This is a genomic window from Oceaniglobus sp. K40-3, assembly GCF_055808395.1.
Map to the genome: position 1 here is coordinate 389,184 of NZ_JBVVRW010000004.1, position 20,647 is coordinate 409,830.

At 58.2% G+C, this 20,647-nt stretch carries 18 protein-coding genes; 10 read left to right on the plus strand and 8 right to left on the minus strand.

Annotated elements, in window-relative coordinates; all coding sequences use genetic code 11:
- The first annotated feature begins 59 nt into the window (after nt 1-59).
- A complete protein-coding gene (locus AC0L7P_RS21275; protein WP_473436113.1) occupies nt 60-959 on the plus strand; it encodes a LysR family transcriptional regulator in 900 nt (299 codons plus the stop codon).
- Here AC0L7P_RS21275 and AC0L7P_RS21280 read toward each other — a convergent pair.
- From AC0L7P_RS21280 to dctP, 5 genes are all read right to left on the minus strand, one after another.
- Nucleotides 950-2,194, minus strand: a complete 1,245-nt coding sequence (locus tag AC0L7P_RS21280) for a hydantoinase/carbamoylase family amidase (protein WP_473436114.1) — start codon at nt 2,192-2,194, stop codon at nt 950-952. The genes AC0L7P_RS21275 and AC0L7P_RS21280 overlap by 10 nt on opposite strands.
- Entirely contained in the window at nt 2,191-3,549 is a 1,359-nt protein-coding gene (locus AC0L7P_RS21285; RefSeq protein ID WP_473436115.1) for a dihydroorotase, read from the minus strand. The genes AC0L7P_RS21280 and AC0L7P_RS21285 overlap by 4 nt, the downstream gene beginning before the upstream one ends.
- Before the next feature lie 24 nt (nt 3,550-3,573).
- Nucleotides 3,574-4,899 carry a TRAP transporter large permease gene (locus AC0L7P_RS21290; RefSeq protein WP_473436116.1) on the minus strand — a complete coding sequence of 442 codons (1,326 nt, stop codon included), beginning with the start codon at nt 4,897-4,899 and terminating at the stop codon, nt 3,574-3,576.
- Between the two features lie 27 nt (nt 4,900-4,926).
- Complete coding sequence (locus AC0L7P_RS21295; protein WP_473436117.1) at nt 4,927-5,433, minus strand: TRAP transporter small permease subunit; 507 nt, start codon at nt 5,431-5,433, stop codon at nt 4,927-4,929.
- A gap of 182 nt (nt 5,434-5,615) precedes the next feature.
- Nucleotides 5,616-6,410, minus strand: a complete 795-nt coding sequence (gene dctP / locus AC0L7P_RS21300; RefSeq protein ID WP_473436118.1) for a TRAP transporter substrate-binding protein DctP — start codon at nt 6,408-6,410, stop codon at nt 5,616-5,618.
- Nucleotides 6,411-6,851: 441 nt separating this feature from the next.
- Here dctP and AC0L7P_RS21305 point away from each other — a divergent pair, with 441 nt between their 5' ends.
- Both AC0L7P_RS21305 and AC0L7P_RS21310 read left to right on the plus strand, forming a co-directional pair.
- Nucleotides 6,852-8,501 carry a phosphoethanolamine transferase gene (locus AC0L7P_RS21305; protein WP_473436119.1) on the plus strand — a complete coding sequence of 550 codons (1,650 nt, stop codon included), beginning with the start codon at nt 6,852-6,854 and terminating at the stop codon, nt 8,499-8,501.
- Between the two features lie 55 nt (nt 8,502-8,556).
- Nucleotides 8,557-8,901: a diacylglycerol kinase gene (locus AC0L7P_RS21310; protein WP_473436120.1), complete on the plus strand. Its 345-nt coding sequence runs from the start codon at nt 8,557-8,559 to the stop codon at nt 8,899-8,901.
- Here AC0L7P_RS21310 and AC0L7P_RS21315 read toward each other — a convergent pair.
- Together AC0L7P_RS21315 and AC0L7P_RS21320 are read right to left on the minus strand one after the other, a co-directional pair.
- A complete protein-coding gene (locus AC0L7P_RS21315) occupies nt 8,896-10,239 on the minus strand; it encodes an MATE family efflux transporter (protein WP_473436121.1) in 1,344 nt (447 codons plus the stop codon). The two genes, AC0L7P_RS21310 and AC0L7P_RS21315, sit on opposite strands and share 6 nt — an antisense overlap.
- A 123-nt stretch (nt 10,240-10,362) precedes the next feature.
- Nucleotides 10,363-11,046 carry a GntR family transcriptional regulator gene (locus AC0L7P_RS21320; RefSeq protein WP_473436122.1) on the minus strand — a complete coding sequence of 228 codons (684 nt, stop codon included), beginning with the start codon at nt 11,044-11,046 and terminating at the stop codon, nt 10,363-10,365.
- Between the two features lie 323 nt (nt 11,047-11,369).
- Here AC0L7P_RS21320 and AC0L7P_RS21325 point away from each other — a divergent pair, with 323 nt between their 5' ends.
- The 7 genes from AC0L7P_RS21325 (at nt 11,370) to AC0L7P_RS21355 (ending at nt 19,452) form a co-directional block, all read left to right on the plus strand.
- The gene (locus AC0L7P_RS21325; protein WP_473436123.1) at nt 11,370-12,473 is read left to right on the plus strand and encodes an ABC transporter ATP-binding protein; all 1,104 of its coding nucleotides are present in this window, start codon (nt 11,370-11,372) and stop codon (nt 12,471-12,473) included.
- Between the two features lie 134 nt (nt 12,474-12,607).
- Nucleotides 12,608-13,465, plus strand: coding sequence for an ABC transporter permease (locus AC0L7P_RS21330; RefSeq protein ID WP_473436240.1), 858 nt, complete (start codon nt 12,608-12,610; stop codon nt 13,463-13,465).
- A gap of 12 nt (nt 13,466-13,477) precedes the next feature.
- Nucleotides 13,478-14,359 carry a carbohydrate ABC transporter permease gene (locus tag AC0L7P_RS21335; RefSeq protein WP_473436124.1) on the plus strand — a complete coding sequence of 294 codons (882 nt, stop codon included), beginning with the start codon at nt 13,478-13,480 and terminating at the stop codon, nt 14,357-14,359.
- Between the two features lie 26 nt (nt 14,360-14,385).
- Nucleotides 14,386-15,948, plus strand: coding sequence for an extracellular solute-binding protein (locus AC0L7P_RS21340; protein ID WP_473436125.1), 1,563 nt, complete (start codon nt 14,386-14,388; stop codon nt 15,946-15,948).
- Nucleotides 15,949-16,018: 70 nt separating this feature from the next.
- Nucleotides 16,019-18,358: a DUF4962 domain-containing protein gene (locus tag AC0L7P_RS21345; RefSeq protein ID WP_473436126.1), complete on the plus strand. Its 2,340-nt coding sequence runs from the start codon at nt 16,019-16,021 to the stop codon at nt 18,356-18,358.
- A gap of 20 nt (nt 18,359-18,378) precedes the next feature.
- Nucleotides 18,379-19,122: an SDR family NAD(P)-dependent oxidoreductase gene (locus AC0L7P_RS21350; protein ID WP_473436127.1), complete on the plus strand. Its 744-nt coding sequence runs from the start codon at nt 18,379-18,381 to the stop codon at nt 19,120-19,122.
- A gap of 18 nt (nt 19,123-19,140) precedes the next feature.
- On the plus strand, nt 19,141-19,452 hold the full coding sequence (locus tag AC0L7P_RS21355; protein ID WP_473436128.1) for a cupin domain-containing protein: 312 nt from the start codon (nt 19,141-19,143) through the stop codon (nt 19,450-19,452).
- Here the strand turns inward: AC0L7P_RS21355 and AC0L7P_RS21360 are convergent.
- A complete protein-coding gene (locus tag AC0L7P_RS21360) occupies nt 19,449-20,540 on the minus strand; it encodes an acyltransferase family protein (protein WP_473436129.1) in 1,092 nt (363 codons plus the stop codon). The genes AC0L7P_RS21355 and AC0L7P_RS21360 overlap by 4 nt on opposite strands.
- Nucleotides 20,541-20,647 lie beyond the last annotated feature (107 nt).

A 20,647-nucleotide genomic window follows, 5' to 3' on the forward strand; every position in this document is an offset into this window, starting at 1 on the left:
CTGGACGCCATAATGTCGTATGCTAGGTTTTGACCCGTGCATAACATCAGGGCATACAAATGAACCTTCGCCAGTTAGAGACATTTCGCGCCGTCATCACCGCAGGAACCACAAGCGGGGCCGCCATGGCATTGGGGGTGTCGCAACCTGCTGTCAGCCGGATGATCACGCACACCGAACAATCCCTGGGCCTGCGCCTGTTCGAACGGTTCAAGGGCCGGCTTGTTCCCACCGAAGAGGCGCTGCACCTGCACCGCGAGATCGAGCCGCTTTTCCTTGCCGTTGAGGCGGCACAGTCACGGATATACGACATTCGTGATGGCCGGGCCGGCAGCATCCGGATTGTTGCCATTCCGACGCTGGCAAATTCCGTCGTGCCCAATATTCTGCGTGAATTGCGTGAAAATGCGCCCGATATCCGAATATCGCTCGATATTCGCCGCTGGGAGCAGATCGTCTCGCAGATCGAGGCAAACACTGCCGATGTGGGGTTGGCCTTGCTGGCCAAGGACCGGCCCGGCCTGATCAACAAACCGCTTTATACCGGCAAGCTGATTTGCATCATGCCTGTGAACCACCCTCTTGCCAGACGCAGCGCGATTTATGTGTCAGACCTTGTGCCATATCCGTTCATTCGCATGACCCGCTCCAGCCCTCTGGGGGATCTGATCGCAAGCAATCTGGGCAAGGCGGATCTGCAAATTTCGACGGCGGTTGAAACCCGGTATTGCAACACCGCCTGTTCGCTGGTTCAGGCCGGTGTGGGCATTGGCGTCGTTGATCAATTCGTGATGGCGGCGGGCGATTATCCGGGGTTGATCTGCAAACCGTTCCTGCCCGAAGTCCCGGTGACAGCCTATGCGGTGACCGCCCGTGACCGCCCCATGTCACGCCTGACCAAACGGGTCATCAAAAGCGTTGAAGCCGCTTTGGCCAAGGGGGCGCACGATTACGTTTGATCCAGGGCCAGAACCGCGTCCAGCATCACCTGCGCCGCGAGGGTGCAATCACCCTTGTCGGCCCATTCATCTGCCGTATGGCTTAACCCACCCTTGCAAGGCAGGAAAATCATCCCGACCGGGCCGGTATGGGCGGCAAAAACCGCGTCATGGCCTGCCCCGCTGGGCATATGCACCGGGTCCACGCCATTCTGGCGCGCCGCATCGGCGATGATCCCCACAATCTGCGGATCGCATTGGGTGGCGCCGACATTGCTGAGGGTGCTGCGCGTCACATCAAAGCCGTCAGCGGCAAGTTTCGCAAAACATGGGGCAAGATCGTCAGACAGAAACCGCGCCAATTTCCCGGCGTCTGTTGATCGGACCTCAAGAATAAGATCGACCCGGCCGGGAACGGCGCTGGCGGCATTGGGGTGGTTTTCGATCCAGCCGACAGTGGCAACCAATGCCGATTCAGCCGTGTTGGCCCCATGGGCCAGATCCCAGACACTGCGGATCAGATCCGCCGCGCCAACCAGGGCATCCCGGCGCAGGGCCATCGGCGTTGCCCCCGCGTGATCGGTCTGGCCCTTGATCCGAATCCGTTCACGCGCGATTGCGGCAATCCCCGTGACAACCCCCACAGGCACCTGCGCTGTTTCCAGGGCGCGGGCCTGTTCGATATGCACCTCAAGATAGGCGGCGGTGGTATTGCTGCCCCGCTTTGCATCCCCAATCCGGTCGGGTTGCCCACCGACAAAGGCGATCCCTTCGGCCAATGTCATGCCATCTGCCCGCGTCATGGCCAGCATGGTTGAATCCAGCTTGCCCGCAATCGCGCGGCTGCCAATGCACGACAGGCCAAAGGCGCTTAATTCTTCGGCAAGAAAATCAATCACCTCGATCGGGTGGCGCAGGGCATGGCCGGTTTCAATCAGGGTTTGCGCCACTTCCAACGCGCAAAGCACCCCCAGAACCCCATCAAAACGCCCGCCCTCGGGCACCGTATCGCTGTGCGATCCCAAAAGGATCGGGGCGTGGTTGCTGGTGCCACCCACGCGCCCGACAAGATTGCCTGCAACATCGGTTTCAACCGCCAGCCCCGCGTCGGCAAAGGCCGCACGCAACCATTCACGCCCCTGCAAAAACATTGGCGTGAACGATTGGCGGGTCCATGGGCGGTCAGGCTCTGTCAGCTCGGCAAGGGCCTGAAGCCGCTGCCAGAGCCGATCACCGTTGACCTTGGGCGCACTCATGCCGCGTGGGGGCGCAGGAACCGATCCAGCCCACCGCCTTCGTTCACGATGGCACTGCCATCCCAAACCAGTTCGCCCCGGCACCATGTGGCCGCGACACGCACCTGGAATTCCCGCCCGGCAAAGGACGACCATGTAACGGCAGACTGGCTGTTGGAGGGGTCAAACAGATAGGTTTCCGGCTTCAGCACCACGATATCGGCGTCCATGCCGGGGGCGAGTGCGCCCTTGCGATCCTCCAGAAGGAAATGCCGCGCCGGGCCTTCACACAGCATCCGAACCACCGTTGACGGAGACAGCCCATGTTCGGCGCAACCTGTCCAGAACGCCGGCAACAAGGTTTCCAGACCCGGCCCCCCCGACGTGTTGGCGAAGATATCCGGGTTGCTCTTGCGCTCAAGCCCCCAACTGACGTGGTCGGACGATACAAAGGTGCAATTCCCCGCGCCGATATGGCTCCAGAGTTTTTCCATCTCGGCCTTGGGGCGGATCGGCGGATAATGTTTGATCTTGGCGCCCAGCCGCTCGGCGTGGTCTTCGTGGTTCAGCATCAGATATTGCACGCAGGTTTCGATGGTCACCTTGTGCCCCGCGTTGCGGTACATCCGGTGCAGTTCGAATCCATGATCGGTGGATACATGAACGACATGGGCGCGGGTGCCGGTGCGCGCGCCCAGCTCATAGACCTCCGCAGTGGCCAGATCTTCGATCAGCGGTGTATGGGCGCGCATGAAGGCATCCCAGCCGGTATCGCCCGCCGCGCGCATCCGTTCGATATTCTTGCGTGTCAGGTGCTGAATCTGGTTGTGAACACCACAGGCAAGACCCGAAGGCCGGATCAGTTCAAACGCTTTTTCCAGCACATCGTCATCAACCTTCGGAAACCGGCCCGGTGCAGCTTCGAAGGTGGAAAACTTGAACGCACATGCCCCCGCCTCGATCAGCCCGGCAGCCTCGGGCAGGTTGTCTTCGTCCAGAAGCGTGGCATAGAGGGCAACATCAACGTGGCAATCCCGGCGCAATTCGGCAACTTTGCCGTCAAAAGCGGCGCGCGTCGAAATCGCCTGTGGGTCGTCATAGGGCATATCGACCATGACCGTGACACCCCCCGCTGCCGCCGCACGCGATGCCTTGCCCAGCCCCTCCTGGCCCAGTTGGCTGGCTGAATGGACCTGCCCGTCAATCACGCCCGGCATCAACCAGCAGCCGGAACAATCCTGCACCTCGCGCGCCTGTGGCGGCGCGCCACGGCCCACCTGCGCGATCTTGCCATCACGCACAGCGACAAAGCCATCGGTGATCACTTCGTCAGACAACACAACGTTGCCAACAAACACCATATCGAAATCGGACATCGGGAATCCCCTTTGGTTTTCAGTTCAGGATAACAGGTTGGGCAGCCAGAGCGCGATGGCCGGAAAGGCAACAAGCACCGCCAGAACGCCCAGATCGCACAGCAGGAATGGAAAGCAGCCCTTGTAGATTTGCTCGGTGCTGACCTTCATTTCACGGGGGATCACACCCTTGATGGCAAAGACGTTCAGCCCCACAGGCGGCGTGATCGCGCCAATTTCCGTCAGTTTCAACGCGATGACGCCAAACCAGATCGGATCATACCCAAGCTTTACAAGCAGCGGAAAAACAATGGGCAGGGTCAGGGCATAGATGCCCACCGGCACCATGATCATGCCCAGCAAAAACATCAGCAGCATGATCCCACACAGGATCGCAAACGGCGGCACGTTCATGGTGTTGAGCATGATCGTCAGTTCCGTCGGCAGACCCGTCACCGCCAGAATCCGGCTGTAAAACAACGCGCCGATATTGATAAGGAACAGCATCGCCGTCACATTTGCCGCATCGCGCATCGCGCTGGACACTTCGCCGACACTGCGGAACGCCTTGAGATACCAGCTGAGCGCGAGGGTCACGACCGAACCAACCGCCGCCGCCTCTGTCGGGGTAAAGAAACCGCTGTAAATGCCGCCAAGGATGACAAAGGCGATCAACCCAACAGGCCAGATTTGCCCGGCCCCCCCGGTATTTTCGACTTTGGTGGCCACATCGTTTTGTTCAGGCAACTCGGGGGCCAGCGCCGGGTTGCGGCGCACCATCACGTTGATCAGGGTCGCATAGGCAACCGCCGTCAGCACACCGGGCAGGATGCCCGCCGCGAACAATTTGCCAATGGATTGCTGGGTGAACAGGGCATAGACGATCATCATCATGCTGGGCGGAATCATCGACGCAAACGTGCCCGCCGATGCAATACACCCGACCGAAAGGGCATTGTCATACTTCAGCCGGTTCATTTCCGGCAGCGCCATCTTGCCAAAGATCGCGGTCGTGGCGATGGATGATCCTGAAACAGCGCCAAAAAGCCCGCAACTGAAACAGGTTGCGATCAAAAGCGACCCCTTGATCCGGCGGGTCAGGGCGTGAACCCCGTCATAGGCCCGCTTTGCCAATCCGCCGTTCGATGCAAAGGCCCCCATCAGGATAAACAGGGGAATCGCGGTCCAGGTTGGTGACGCAACCGAGAAATAGGCCGCCTGTCCCAAAAGCGATATCGTGCTGTCAAAGCTTAGAAGGATCGTGCCGGTGACAAACCCGCTCAGGATGAATGCCAGTCCGATCTGCATGCCCAGACTCATCAGGGCCAGCAGCAATGCAATGCACAAGATGCCTGCGGTCAAGAATTCCATTTGCGGTGATGTCCTGTATTGACGGCTTTAATTGGTTTCAAGCGCGTGTTCGGGTGTTGGCCCATCAAGCGTGCCGGGATACCGGAAGAGATTGACGATAACCTGCAGGGTGAAAAGCGTTGCACCGATCACCATGACGAATTTTGTCGGCCAAATCGGCAGGCTGACCATACCTTCGATGGAATCATTGGTGCGAAACGCGTTCGCGGCATCTTTCACCACAGCGTAATACAGCAGCAGGACCGTTATCACCGCCAGCAGACGCGCGACAAAGATCATCGCCCTGCGCAGACGCGGCCCCACCATATCCACCAGAAACTCCAGCCGCACGTGTTCGCCGTATTCCTCACAGCGCGACAGCCCCAGATAGATGACGATCATCATCACGAAAACCGACATTTCCGCCATGCCCAGCAAGGGTTTGGCGAAGGTGCGCCAGATGATATCGACGGTCAGCAAGGCGACCATCGCCATCATCAACCACCCGGTGATCGCGGAAAGGATATTGTTTGCCAGGCTGAGATAGCGCTGCATGATTGTCATCCGAGTTTGAGAGAGGGATGCGGCGGCCAGAAAACCGGGCCGCCGCAGATGCTTATTCGCGGGCCATGGCCTCAGCCAGAATGGCGCGAACCTGGGTCATCACCTCGTCGGCGTTTTCCAGCCCCGAGGCCTTGGCCTCTTTGACCCACTCAGCCTGTAAATCGGCCAGCTTGTCACTGTTTTCCCACTTCAGAACATCGGCATCGGAAAGTTCGGTAACGTTCGCGCCTGCGGCCTCTTCTGCCTTGCGGATCGAGATCAAACGTGTCGTCATAGACTTGGCCGAACTGTTTTTCCGCCTCTGCCGTCGCCGCCGCAAGTGCGGCGCGTTCTTCATCCGACAGGGCATCGTAAAACTTTTTGTTGGCCAGATGCAGGAACGGCACCGCATACCAGAGCTGCTTGGAGATCAGAAGATTTGGCGCGACCTCGTCGAACTTCATCAGGTTCAAGCCGTCATAATTGGTGAAAACACCGTCGATCGTGCCGGTTTGCAGCGCGATGTAAACATCGCCCCATGGCACGGAAACAGGCGAGGCGCCTGCCGTTTCCAGATATTTGAGCGGCCATTTCCCACCCGCGCGCCATTTGTAGGATTCCAGATCACCAAGCGCGTCGACCTCGTATGTCGCGGCAAAGGCACCCGGCAACCCGGCAGTGGCCAGCAGGGGAACAACCCCGGCCTCGGCCAGTTCTTCGCGGAAAGCAGGCACACGGTCGTAAACCTGATTATAGAACCACGCCATGTTTTCGTATTTGGACGGGCCGCGCGGAAACAGCGGGAAAATCGTGTGCGCAACCAGACGTTCGGGGTAATGACCCGGAAAGACAAAGCCAAGATCGGCAACGCCATCGCCCAACCCGGTCAGGATCTCTTTTGACCCCATCAACGCACCGCCAAAGAATGCCCGCGTGGTCAGGTCTCCGTCTGATTGTTCTTCGATCTGTTGCAACCAGACATCGTTCACAAATTGTGTCCGCATCCCCCCCAGCGGGTCATGGTCACTGTAACGCAGGGTCTTTGAGTCTGCGCCACTTGCCGTTGCAAGCGTCGCGGCAAGCAAGCATCCCGCCATGGTTAAAAAGCCGCGCTTCGGCACTGTCCTTGTCAAAAGCATTTGTTATTCCTCCCTGTTCCGCCTTCACAAACCACCACGCAACTGAAACGACCTATCGCGTTTTGTGGTGTCCGATTGGGCAAGGCTATGCTGGGGAAATTTATTCTGTCAAATATCGGATGGGGGGATTCGATAACGTGATGTTATGCCTTGGGCTGTCAAAAACAGTGCATGACATTCACAGAACACAGACCATCTGATGCGGGAATCGGGCGCGTAAGCTTTTCGTAATGTTAACAGGCCAAAGGATGCGCACGGCGATTGGCGCCACAATCAAGCATTCCAAGGCATATGACCAGAAACCCCACATCCCCGTTGCGCCGCATTCTGTCTGCGCGTCCTGTCCTGTCGCATACCATGCTCAACCTGATCGTGGTCACCTATATCATGGCGCTGCTGAATCTCGGGTTCTGGTCGCGCATTTTCGGGGTGTTTCCCGAAGCGCCGTCAAAGGCGATCGTCTTCGGCCTCGGGGTCTGGGCGCTGACGCTGCTGCTGCTTGAATTGTTTGGTCCGTGGCGGCTGCAAAAACCGATCGCGGCAGTGATGATCGTAGTCGCCGCCAGTGCGCAATATTATGAACAACATCTGGGCATTCTGATCGACCGTGAACTGGTGCGCAGTATCGTTGAAACCACCTTCAATGAATCACGCCATCTGGTGACCCCGAAAATGATCGGGACGATCCTGATCAGCGGCGTTGTCCCTGCCGCTCTGGTGTTCTGGCCAAAGGTGCGCCGGGTGGCCGGGTGGCATATGTTGTGGCGCTGGCCCCTTGGGGTGGTGGTAAGTGCGGTGCTGGTTCTTGGATCGGTCTACAGCCACTACAAGGATTATTCGGTCATGCTGCGCCATCGGCATGATCTGATGGGCGCCTATCAACCGGGGGCGTCGATCTGGGCCTTTGGGCGTTATGCGAAACAGGAATGGCGTACCGCCGATCCCGTGGCCGCCCCCTTTGGCCGCGATGCCAAACCCGGCCCGGCCATCGCCGCCGCGCAGAAACCCGTTCTGTTGGTGTTTTTTGTTGGTGAAACCGCGCGGGCGGAAAATTTCGGGCTGGATGGATACGCCCGTGACACCACCCCCGAACTGCGTAAACGTGACGTGATCAACTTTCCCGATGCTCATTCCTGCGGCACATCAACGGCGGTGTCCGTGCCTTGCATGTTTTCCGCGCTGCCCCAGGCCGAATATTCACGCGAAGGGTTTCTCAGTCAGGAAAACCTGCTTGATGTGCTGGACCATGCGGGCGTTGCCACCCAATGGTGGGACAACAACACCGGCGATCAAAGCGTGGCCAAGCGGACCGGCTGGAAAACCGTCGATGCCACCCTGTCACCGGATGTTTGCAAGGTAGAATGTCTGGACGATGCGTTTTTCCCGGTGATCGACAGGGTCCTGGCGGACATGCAGACCAACACCGTGCTGGTGCTGCATATGATCGGCAGCCACGGACCATCGTATTATCTGCGCTATCCCGAAACTCAGGCCCCCTATCAGCCCACCTGCCAGACCTCGGAGTTTTCGGATTGCACCACCCCGGAAATCGTCAACACATATGACAACACGATCGTGCAGACCGACCGCATTCTGGCAACCACGATCGACAAACTTGCCGCGTCGGATCGGGTGAACACAGCCATGCTGTATCTGTCCGACCACGGGGAATCTTTGGGCGAAAACGGGTTGTACCTGCACGCCGCGCCTGTCTTTATCGCGCCCACACAACAGACCCACATTCCATTCCTGATGTGGCTGTCGCCCGGGTTTGCAAAGGCGGTGGGGGTTGATGTCAAATGTCTTGCCGACACTGCGGAACAGCGGGTAAGTCAGGACAATGTATTTCATACGGTACTGGGCCTGATGGATGTCGAAACATCCGTGCGTGACGACGCGCTTGATCTGACCGCCGCCTGCCGTGGCAACAAAGAGACATGATGCAGACGCAACCACCCCCTCCGAACCCCGGCCCGTGCCAAAACCCAGGCGCGGGTTGGCGCATATTGTCGATGCCTCGGGGTATTCGATTGCCGGATTTCGCCGCCTGATGGATGAAAGCGCCGCACGCCTTGAACTGGGCGCGGCGGCGTTGGCGGCGGTTCTGTTTCTGATCCGGGGCGCGTCCATCGGTCAGTGGCTGACGTTGCTGTGCCTGTTTCTGGGCGTTCTGGTGGTCGAGGCCCTGAACACCGCGATCGAGGTTCTGACCGACCGGATTTCGCCGGAATGGTCGCTTGAGGCAAAACACGCCAAGGATCTCGGGTCGCTGGCCGTTGGGCTGTCGCTGACCATTGCGGGGATCTATGTGTTGGCGGTTCTGTCGGGGCTTTCGCTATAGCGCGCGCTTCCATTTCCCTTTCAGCAGCCGCAAGTGAAAGGCGGGGAATTTGACCAGCTCCTCCATCAATAACAGCGAAAACACCCATGGGGCCGACAGGTGCAGATACAGCACCAGAACCGCCGTCAGCGGCACCCGGAACAGCCACTGGGACGCGACAAAGATATTCATGACGTAAACCGTATCGCCCCCCGCCCGCAGGGTATTGCCGCAAATCGCGTTTGAGCCTTTGGGAAACGGCAACAGCAACAGCACGGGAAGAAACGCGAAAAGCGCCGCTTTGGTTTCGGGTTGCAGGTCGTGATAAAGCCAGCCCGACGACAGGCCGACGCAGAGATAGATCACCGCAACCACCGCCGCCGCCACAAAGGCCGCGCGCCACGCCCGGACCAGAAATTCATCAAGCGTGGCACTGGATTGTGCCTTGCCCAACAGTTGCGCAACGATGATTCCCGTGGCTTGCGCCCAGGTGATTCCGAACGTACCCGCCATCTGAACCCAGGGCAAAATCAACGTCAGCGCGGCAAACTGGTTCACGCTCAGATTGGCATAAAGCAGCATTGCAACACTGTTGGCCGCGTTGGAACTGATAAATGTTGCGGCAATGGGCAGGGCAAACACCAGATGCCGCCTGACCGAATGGTGCAACGTGCCCTGCAACCAACCCGGAACATCCAGATATCCGCCGCAATACCGGTAAAACCGGATACCAAGGTACAATGCCCGCATGAATGACGCGATGGCACTGCCCGCCGCCGCCCCCATCAGCCCCAGTTCGGGAAATCCATACAGCCCGTGAATCAGCACGATACTTAGGCCCACGTTCGCCGGAACCGCGATAAGATAGCTGTAGAACGGAATTTTCGTTTCGCCACAGCCGTTGAAATGTCCCGCAATGCACTGGCCCACGGCCTCGCCCAGAACCACAAGCGTGAAAACCGCGAGATAGCGTTCGGCCTGCACGGCAATTTCGGGGCTGTGGGCAAAGGCCGCGATGATATCATCACCCACCAGCCACACCGCGAGAATGCCCGATATGCCGGCGCCCAAGTTGATCAGCAAGCCGCAGTAAAACCCCGTTTTCAGGGCGACCGCCTGCCCCGAGCCATAGGCCTGTGCCACACGAATGACCGTGGCGGTCGAAAAAGCCAGCAGAACGCCCAAAAGCAACCCGCCTATGGCACTGGCCAGCCCCATGGCCGCCAACGCCTGTTCCCCCAGCCCGGCAACAAGAAAGGCATCGATTACAACAATGCCGTGCAGCATGATCGCCTTTAACGTCAGCGGCCATGCCATTTGAAAAATGGCATAGGTGGACGGGGTGGAACTGTGTTGCATGGGCTGCCGTCTTGAGAGTTTCATCCGTCGTGCATCTGCCACGGCAGATCGGCCCGGCACCGCATGCGCCGGGTCGGGAACACCCGAAACGGGCGTTATGGCTTGGTCAGGCCGGGGGGCAGGCTATGGGTCGAAATACCGGGCATTTGATTTTGAAACCGCTTCGATCGTGGCATCCAGACGGGACAGGTGCACCATCCCCGCCTTGGTTGCCCCGTCGGCGTCGTTGCCTTTGACCATCTCGGCAATCGTTTCGTGATCGCTCAGCAGTTGGACCATCCGGTCCTCTTTTGCCAGAGCAAGCAGGCACAGCCTGTCGACCTTGGCCTTTTCCGACGCGATAACCTCGAACGCGAAATCTGCTTTTGCAATGTCGCACAGGGTCTTGTGAAACTCGTAATCCAGCGGTCCGAAGGCTGCATAATCGCCCGCCTGAACAACGATGCGTTGTCGATCAAGGCAAGCATCAAGAAGCGCGGCACCTGTCGGATCGCATTCGGCAGCCGCCTGTTGCAGAACCTTGGCTTCCACGGCGGCGCGCACAAACCGGGCCTTGGCAAGTTCCCGGACCGAGAACCGCTTTACCTCGGTCGCCCGCTGTGGGCGGATCATCAACAAATCAAGGCTTTCCAGCCGGCTGAACGCATCGCGAACCGGCTGGCGGGAAACCCCGAACTGAGACGCGATTTCAGCCTCGGATATCCTGTCACCGGGCAATAGCCGCAGCGAGGCAATTTCTTCGTAAAGATGATCGAATATGGTTTCCACGCTGGTTCGGCGATCTTTGATTTGCGTGACATGTTCCATCGGGGCGTCCTCAAAAGTTTTGGCTGAATACCCAAACCGGCCACGAAAGGCCAGTTGTTCCGCCACCAATCCCAACGGCGGTGGGTGCCGTGATCGGGGGCGCATCCACTTCTTTGATTTCCATCACAAATCCCTTCTGAGTTGAGAGAGTCGCGGAATTTTCTCTCCCTTTACGTGAATTCATACTAGTATGTCAGATCAATTACTAGTATGCCAGTTGGAATAAGTGAGACCGGCTTTAGAATCACAGCCCCGCGTCGGGCACACATCGGGAACCGAATTTGCGGGCGCTTTTAAAGGGCCGCGTAGGGCAGGGAGGGATCATGTCAGGGGTTCAACTTGAAAGCATCGTCAAAGCGTATGGGGCCGTTCAGGTCGTCCATGGAATTGATCTTGATGTGCAGGACAAAGAGTTCGTGGTTCTGGTGGGGCCATCCGGCTGTGGCAAATCCACGACCCTGCGGATGATCGCCGGGCTTGAGGAAATCTCGGACGGGCAGCTTACCATCGACGGGCGCGCGGTGAACCGCGTCGCGCCAAAAGATCGTGACGTGGCCATGGTGTTTCAGAACTATGCCCTTTATCCGCACCTGAACGTCGCCGACAATATCGCCTTTGGTCTGCGCATCCGTAAGGAAAGCAAGGCCAACATCGACGCCGCCGTGCAAGAGGTTGGCGGCATTCTCGGCCTGACCGAATACCTTGAACGCCGCCCGGCCGATCTTTCGGGCGGGCAACGCCAGCGGGTGGCCATGGGCCGCGCCATCGTGCGCCGCCCCAAGGTGTTTCTGTTCGATGAACCCCTGTCCAACCTTGACGCGAAACTGCGCACCCAGATGCGGGCCGAAATCAAACGCCTGCACAACCGTCTGGGTGTCACCAGCATCTATGTGACCCACGATCAGGTCGAGGCGATGACCCTGGCGGATCGGATCGTCGTGATGAACGACGGGCGGATCGAACAGATCGGATCACCGATGGAATTGTTCCTGAACCCCGCAAACGCCTTTGTGGCCGGGTTTCTTGGCGCCCCGCCGATGAACATGATCGCGGCCGTGATCGCAGATGGCGACGCAGCGCCCGTGGCCAGTTTCGCGGGGCAAACGCTGCCCCTGCCCCCCTTGCCCGGCCTGCAAAATGCCGTGGGGCGCAAGGTGATCGTCGGGGTTCGCCCCGAATACGCCGAGGTTGTCTCGGCACCCGTCGCGGGCAGTGTCGCCTGCGCGCTTGAACTGGTCGAAACCCTCGGGTCCGAGGCGCTGTTGCACATGACCCTTGCAGGTGACCCCTTTGTCATCCGCACCGAAACACTGGGGCAGATGTCCAAGCTGGATTCCGCCAGTGGCTTTACCGTCAAACCTGATTTGATCAAGGTGTTCGATGCCCAGACCGGAGCGGCCCTGTCAGGCCAGACCCGGGTCGCATGAAGGCCCCGGGAAGCAAGGTCGGCGGATCGACCGAGGAACTGATTGTCGGCGCAAAAGAGGCGCTGCGCAGCCGCAAACCCAGCCGGATCACCCGCGTAACCGACCATTTCCGCAAGGAATGGCAGCTTTACGCGATGTTGCTGCCCACGATCATCTGGCTGCTCGTGTTTCTTTATAAACCGATGTACGGGCTGCAGATCGCCTTCAAGGATTACAGTATCTTCCGCGGCGTCGCCGGCAGCCCCTGGATCGGGCTTGAGCATTTCTACACGCTGTTCGGCAATGATCAATTCATCCGCGCCCTGCGCAACACCATCTATATCAGCATGCTCAGCCTGCTTTTCGGCTTTCCCATGCCGATCCTTCTGGCGCTGATGTTCAACGAGGTTCTGCACCAGACGTTCAAGAAAACCGCGCAAACCATCGTTTATCTGCCGCATTTCATTTCATCGGTGATTATCGCCGGGATCGTGATTACGGCGTTTTCACCATCTGCGGGTCTTGTGAATACAATCATGGGGTGGTTCGGGATCGACTCGATTTATTTCCTGACCAAACCTGAATGGTTCAGGCCGATCTTTGTCGGAACGACAATCTGGCAAGAGGCGGGTTTTCAATCGATCGTCTATCTTGCGGCCATCGCCGGCATATCGCCCACACTGTATGAAAGCGCAGTGGTGGATGGGGCGTCACGCTGGCAGATGATGTGGAAGATCACGCTGCCGTCAATCCTGCCCACGATCATCATCATGCTGATCATCCGCATCGGCAACATGCTCGAAGTGTCGTTCGAGATGATCATCCTGCTGTATCAGCCCGCCACCTATGAAACGGCGGATGTGGTGAACACCTTTATCTATCGTCAGGGTATTCAGGGTGGACAATACGATCTGGCCGCCGCCGCCGGGCTGTTCAACGCCATCGTCGCCTTTGTTCTGGTGATGAGCGCGAACACCATTTCCAAGCGTTATTCACGCACGTCGCTTTGGTAAGGGAAACCTCTGATGTTGAACATGAATCTCTATTCGCGCGGTGACAAGGCCTTCGTCATCCTCAACATGATCCTGATCGGTATATTCACCCTCTCGGCGCTTTATCCGTTTATCTATATCGCGTCCCTGTCCATGAGTACCGGGCTTGAGGCGCGCGCCGGAAACGTGGTGCTGACGCCGGTCGGGTTCACCCTCGAAGCCTATAAACGTGTCCTGTCGGAACCGATGTTCTGGACGTCCTACAAGAACACGTTCATCTATACCATCGGCGGCACATTGATGAGCCTGGCGTTCATCATTCCCGGGGCCTACGCCCTGTCGCGCAAACAGCTTTACGGGCGGCGGTTCTGGAACCTGATGGTGGCCTTCACCATGTGGTTTCACGCCGGGATGATCCCGTTTTTCCTGAACATGCGCGATCTTGGCCTGCTCGACAGCTATTTCGGGATCATCATCGGGTTTGCCGTCAACGGCTTTAACATCATTCTGCTGCGCAACTTTTTCGAAGGCATCCCGCAATCCTTTGAAGAAGCGGCGCGGATGGATGGCGCGAATGAATTTCAGGTGCTGTGGAAGGTCTATATGCCCCTGTCAAAGCCGGCCATCGCCACCGTTGCATTGTTTTGCATCGTGTCACGCTGGAACGGGTTTTTCTGGGCGATGGTGTTGTTGCAGGACGAAAGCAAGGTGCCGCTGCAGGTGTATCTGCGCCATGTGATCGTTGAATTGTCCGACGACGAGGAATTCGCCAGCAGCCTTTTGAACGCGGCCTATTCCTTTGAAACGGTCAGCGCCGCGATCATCGTCTGCTCGATCATTCCGATCCTGCTGATTTACCCGTTCCTGCAAAAATACTTCAACAAGGGCATCATGCTTGGCGGCGTGAAAGAATGACAATCGACCGCATTAGGGAGGAAACCATGCGCAAATTAACCCTGGCTTCGGCCATCCTGTTGACCACGGCAATCACCGCACCAGCCTTTGCAGACGACAGTTTGCTGGTAACCGATAAACCGATGGACCTGACGATTCACATGCACTGGGCCCGCACGCAGGGCTATGAGGTGCCCAAGACGGGCGCGGAATATCCGGTTGAAACCGCCGCGAAAGAGATGACGAACATCCATCTGGTCGACAAGACAGCGGGCCGCAATACCACCGATTCCATTGAGGCGATGAACCTGCTGCTGGCTCAGGGCAATCTGCCCGATATCGTCGGGGGCGCCGCGATCCAGCAGCCGGTCAACCAATACGGGCCTCAGGGGGCGTTTGTGCCACTGAACGACCTGGTCAAGGAATACGCCCCCCATATTCAGGCTTTCTGGGATTCGCACCCGGGCCTGCAACAGGCAATTTCGTCCTATGACGGGAATTATTATTACATTCCCTATCTGCCCGATGGTAAATTTGGCCGGGCCTGGTTCATCCGTCAGGACTGGCTTGATAAACTGGGGCTGGAACAGCCGCAGAACGTCGACGAACTGCACGATGTTCTTGTCGCTTTCCGTGACCAGGATCCCAACGGCAACGGCATAAAAGATGAAATTCCGTTCTTTGCCCGCCAGTGGGAAGAGGTAAACCGCCTTCTTACCTTCTGGGATGCACGGTCGTCCGGTTCGGACACCTATCACGATTTTTATGTCACCGACGACGGCAAGGTGGTGCATCCCTATGCGCAAACGGCCTATCGCGATGGTCTGGCCCATGTGGCGGAATGGTACAAGGAAGGGTTGATCGACCCCGAAATCTATACCCGTGGGTCGTCGTCACGCGATTACCTGTTGTCAGAAAACCTTGGCGGTTTAACCCACGATTGGTTCGCCTCCACCTCGGGGTATAACGACGCGCTGGCCGACAAGGTCGAAGGGATCAACTTTATCCCGTTCCTGCCGCCTGAATCGGCGGGTGGCGTGCGGATGGAAGAACACCGTCGTATCCCGATCAAGCCCGACGGCTGGGCGATCAGCTATCAGAACGAACATCAGATCGAAACGATCAAGTATTTTGATTTCTGGTTCACCGAACAGGGCCGCCTGTTGTCGAACTTTGGTGTTGAAGGCCAGACATGGGACATGATCGACGGCGAGCCGATCTACAAGCCCGAGGTTCTGAACAGCGATTCACCGGTAAACAGCCAGATGTATCTGGTCGGCGCACAAATTCCGCGCGGCTATTGGCAGGATTACCGCTATGAATGGCAGTGGACAACCGAAGCGGCGCGCAAAGGGATCGAGCTTTACGAAGCCAACGATCTGCTGATTGACCAATTTCTCGGCGTTGCGCTGAACGAAGAGGAACAGTCGGTCTATGACAAATACTGGCCCTCGCTGCGCACCTATATGCTGGAACGTCAGCAGGCCTGGGTTCTGGGCACCGGCGACATCAAGGCAGATTGGGACGACTACACCGCGACCCTGACCAAGATGGGGTATGACAAGGTGATTGATGTCATGAACACCGCTTACGCGCGTCAGTATAACTGATTCAGGCACCCACCGGGCGCGGCCTTGCGGGGCCGCACCCGATTTTTCCGCACCACCAGAAAGCGCTCCTATGCCAAGCCAGACACTCCCCATGCTTGATGAGCCGACAACCGGCCGGCTAACCATCCAATATGGCCCGACAGGGGGTGCCGCCGTCGCGGAAAACCCGCCCCGTTTCAGTTGGCTGCCGGTGATTGAAGACGAGGCGCGCTATATGCTGCGGGTCTCGGCCGATCCGGGGTATCCGACAAAGAACACCCATGTATTCACTGACATTCCGCTGAATTTCTTTACCCCCGACATCATCCTGCCTGCGGGCGATTATGTCTGGTCCTATGCCGTGTGCGACCCGAAAACCGGCAAACCCGCAACCGGGTGGAGCAGTGACCGCACCTTCAGCCTGGCCGAAGGCCTGCCCGAAACGCCACTGGCCGACCGCAAGACCCGCCTGGCCCACACCAACCGCAGCCATCCGCGCCTGTGGCTGACCCCCGACCGCCTTGCCAGTTTCGCCAGGGACGTGGCAACGGACGCCGGCCATTGCACATGGTCCACGTTCTTTGAGCACTCTGTCCTGCCATGGATGGACCGCGAAATCATGGCCGAACCGGCAGGATATCCGGGGCACAAACGTATCGCTCCAATCTGGCGGCAGACCTATATCGACTGTCAGGAATTGCTTTATGCGATCCGCCATCTGGCCATTGGCGGGCAGGTTACCCGCGATGCCGCGATGCTGGCCCGGGCCAAGGAATGGCTGCTGGCCGCCGCCGCATGGGATCCGGTGGGCACCACATCGCGCAGCTATACCGACGAATGGGCGTTTCGGGTGAACCTCGCGCTGGCCTGGGGCTATGACTGGTTGCACGATCAGCTTGACGATGGCGAACGCGAAATCGTCAGGGCGGCCCTTTTGGCACGCACCCGCGAAACCGCCGATCACGTGATCAAACACGCCAACATTCAACTGTTTCCCTTTGACAGCCACGCGGTACGTGCGGTTTCTGCCGTTCTTGTGCCTGCGGCCATCGCCCTGCTGGATGACGCCCCCGAGGCCGAGGATTGGTTGAACTATTCCATCGAATTCCTGTTCACCGTCTATTCCCCCTGGGGCGATACCGATGGCGGGTGGGCCGAAGGGCCGCATTACTGGATGACCGGCATGGCCTATCTGATTGATGCGGCGAACCTGTTGAAGGGCTATGCCGGGATCGACCTGTATCAACGTCCGTTCTTTCAGAAAACCGGCGATTTCCCGCTTTACACCAAGGCCACCGATACCCGCCGCGCAACCTTTGGCGATGACAGCACGCAGGGCGATCTGCCCGCCGTCAAGATCGGCTATAACCTGCGCCAATATGCGGGGGTGACCGGCAACGGCGCCTATCAATGGTATTACGACGAAATCAAACGCACCAACCCCGGCACCGAAAAGGCATTTTATAACTGGGGCTGGTGGGATTTCAATTTCGACGAATTGGCCTATCGCACCGACTTCCCGATTATCGAAGCGGTGCCCCCCGCCGATGACGATCAGTTCCGCTGGTTCAAGGGCATCGGTTGGGTCGCGATTCAGCACCGGATGCAAGACCCCGACAACCACATCCAATTCGTGATGAAATCGTCGCCCTATGGGTCGATCAGCCACAGTCACGGCGATCAGAACGCATTCTGCCTTGCCGGTTTTGGCGAAGATCTGGCAATCCTGTCGGGGCATTACGTGGCCTTCAACAGCACCATGCACCAGGCATGGCGCAGGCAGACCCATTCAAAAAACGCCATCCTGATCAACGGAAAAGGCCAATACGCAGGCAAGGACAAGGCCCGCGCGATGCAATCGACCGGGCAGATCACCCGCGCCGAAACCCACGACGATCACATCTTCATGCAGGGCGATGCCACGGCGGCCTATAAAACGCTGACCCCCGAGGTGACTTCGGTTCAGCGTGACGTTTATTTCGTCAACAACATGTTTTTCGTCGTGGTCGACAGCATTGATGCCGATGAACCGGTTGAGATTGACTGGCGTCTTCATGCCAACGCGCCCATGGCGCTGGGGGATAGCACATTCCGCTATACCGGCGAAAAGGCGGGTTTTTACGGCCAATTCCTGTGGTCCGAAGCGGGCGCGCCCCGCCTGACGCAGGAAACCGGCTTTGCCGGTGTCGATCCCTCTGAAATTGAAGGTCTGCCCGTCAGCACCTGCCTGAACGCGAAGTTCCCAAAGGCAATCCGCCACCGGATCGCAACATTGATCGTCCCCTATCCCTTGTCGGCGCCGCGCCGCATCTTTAGCTTCCTCGATGACCAGGGCTATGACTGCGACCTCTATTTCACCGATTCCGCTGACCGCAGCTTCAGGGTTATCGTCCCCAAAACATTCAATGTCGGCACGACGCCGCGCACGTAACCTTACAGGAAGGAAACAACATGAAACTAGCAGGAAAAACGGCCATTATCACCGGTGCCGGGCGTGACATCGGGCGCGCATGTGCGATCCGTCTCGCCGAAGAAGGCGCGAATGTCGCCATCAACTATTTCTCCAGCAGCGAAGGCGCCGACAGTGCCGTGGCCGAAATCACCGCTGCGGGTGGCAAGGCATTTGCGCTTCAGGGCGACCTGAACACCCAGGCGGGCGTTGACGCGCTGGTCGCCAAGACCGTCGCCGAATTTGGCAGCGTCGATATTCTGGTCAACAACACCGGCGGATTGATTGCCCGCAAGACGATTTCGGAAATGTCGCTGGAACATTGGAACGCGGTCATGGATCTGAACCTGACCAGCACCTTTCTGATGATCAAGGCGTGCCTGCCCCATCTGGACACCGGCGCCATCGTCAACATCGCCAGTCAGGCAGGCCGTGATGGCGGCGGGCCCGGCTCGATCGCCTATGCCACATCGAAAGGTGCGGTTATGACCATGACCCGGGGTCTGGCCAAAGAGTTGGGGCCGAAAATTCGCGTCAACGCCCTGTGCCCCGGCATGATCGACACCGATTTCCACAACATTCACACCGCCCCGCAAGTGCGCAAGAATGTCGAAGCGGCAGCACCGGTAAAACGCCAGGGCGTGCCCGTGGACGTTGCCAATCTGGTGTTGTTCCTGGCCTGCGACGACAGCGCATTCATTACCGGGGCAAATGTCGATATCAATGGCGGCATGTTGTTCAGCTAAGAAAAGGAGCACCACACGATGACGGATTTTCCAGTTGTCAAAACCGCCGATCACGTCACACGGCAGGTGATGGCCGACCATCCTGATCTGATGATGGTGGCGTTCCGGTTTGAAAAGGAGGGCGCCATTGGCGCCCTTCACGATCATCCCCACATCCAATCGACCTATGTTGCCAGTGGCCGCTTTCGCATGACAGTGGGCGACCGGACGCTTGAGATCGGACCGGGCGACAGCCTTGTGGTGCCCTCTGGCACGCCCCATGGCTGTGTCTGCCTTGAGCCGGGCCAGTTGGTGGATTGCTTTACACCACGGCGCGACGATTTTCTTTAAAGGGGGCTGCGGCGGGGGAATTTCCCTGCCGCAGTTTCATGCCCGATCATCCGGCGCCTGAACGGGTGCAGGGGTTTTTCGATCCATGCAAAGACCAACGCCGCATAGGCGATGGAAATCACCAGCGACAGACCCACCAAAAGCGGCGCGCCACTGGTGCTGATGTTGTTGAAAATCAACGCGTTGATGACGACCAGATGGATCAGGTAAATGGTGAACGACCACTGCCCGATCCGCCGCAGCGGTTTCCAGTTCAGTGGCCGGAAGACAATATCATCCGGCCGCGTCACCGCATAGTAAAACAGTGGCATCAACGCGATCCCCTGCAAGGTATAGCGCAGGGTGGCCCGAAACGCCCCGTCCCGGATGACCAGACAGGCCAGAAGAACGGCAATGGCCAGGGTAATGATCCCCCAACGCACCATTGCGGGCCGCTCGAACATCCGCTGCGCGATGCCGCGCCATTGCATCAGCGCCAGAAGACAGCCGAACAGGATGCTGTCCAGCCGCGTATCGGTGGAAATGTAAATCTCCCAATCGCCTGTCCCCAGAAGATACCAACGCACCCCGCGCCACAGCAACACCGCGACAAGCAGGCCAACAACACAATGGTTGGCGTATCGTTTGTTGACAAGAAAGATGAACAGCATCGGCCAGAGCAGGTAAAAATGTTCTTCGACCGCGAGGGACCACAGAATTCCCAAACCATTCACCGTCTGCATCGAATCTGACCAGATGCTGAAGTAATTGAAATAGAAAAATATCTGGCTGATCAGGGTGTTAAGGTCAAACCCGCCCTCGGCAAGCCCCAGAAACAACAGGGCATAGCTGACGGCAAGCGTCACGATGATGGGCGGCGCCAGCCGGATCACCCGGCGCCCGTAAAAGGCAATCTGCGAGATACTGCCAAACCCATTGTATTCCCGCGCCAAAAGCGCCGTAATCAGATAGCCCGACAGGAAGAAAAAGATCGTAACGCCGAACCCGCCCGGCACGATATGGCCAAACCCCACATGTGATGCAAAAACGATCAGAATGGAAATCGCGCGGATTCCATCAAGGGATGCAATATACGCGCTTTTTTGCATCTGACCCTCGTTGCACCCTGCCGCGTCAATGCATCACACTTTTCGCGCCCACCGCCAAGCCTGACGGCGCGGCGACAGGGCAACCAATGGCGCTCTGTTGCATTCGC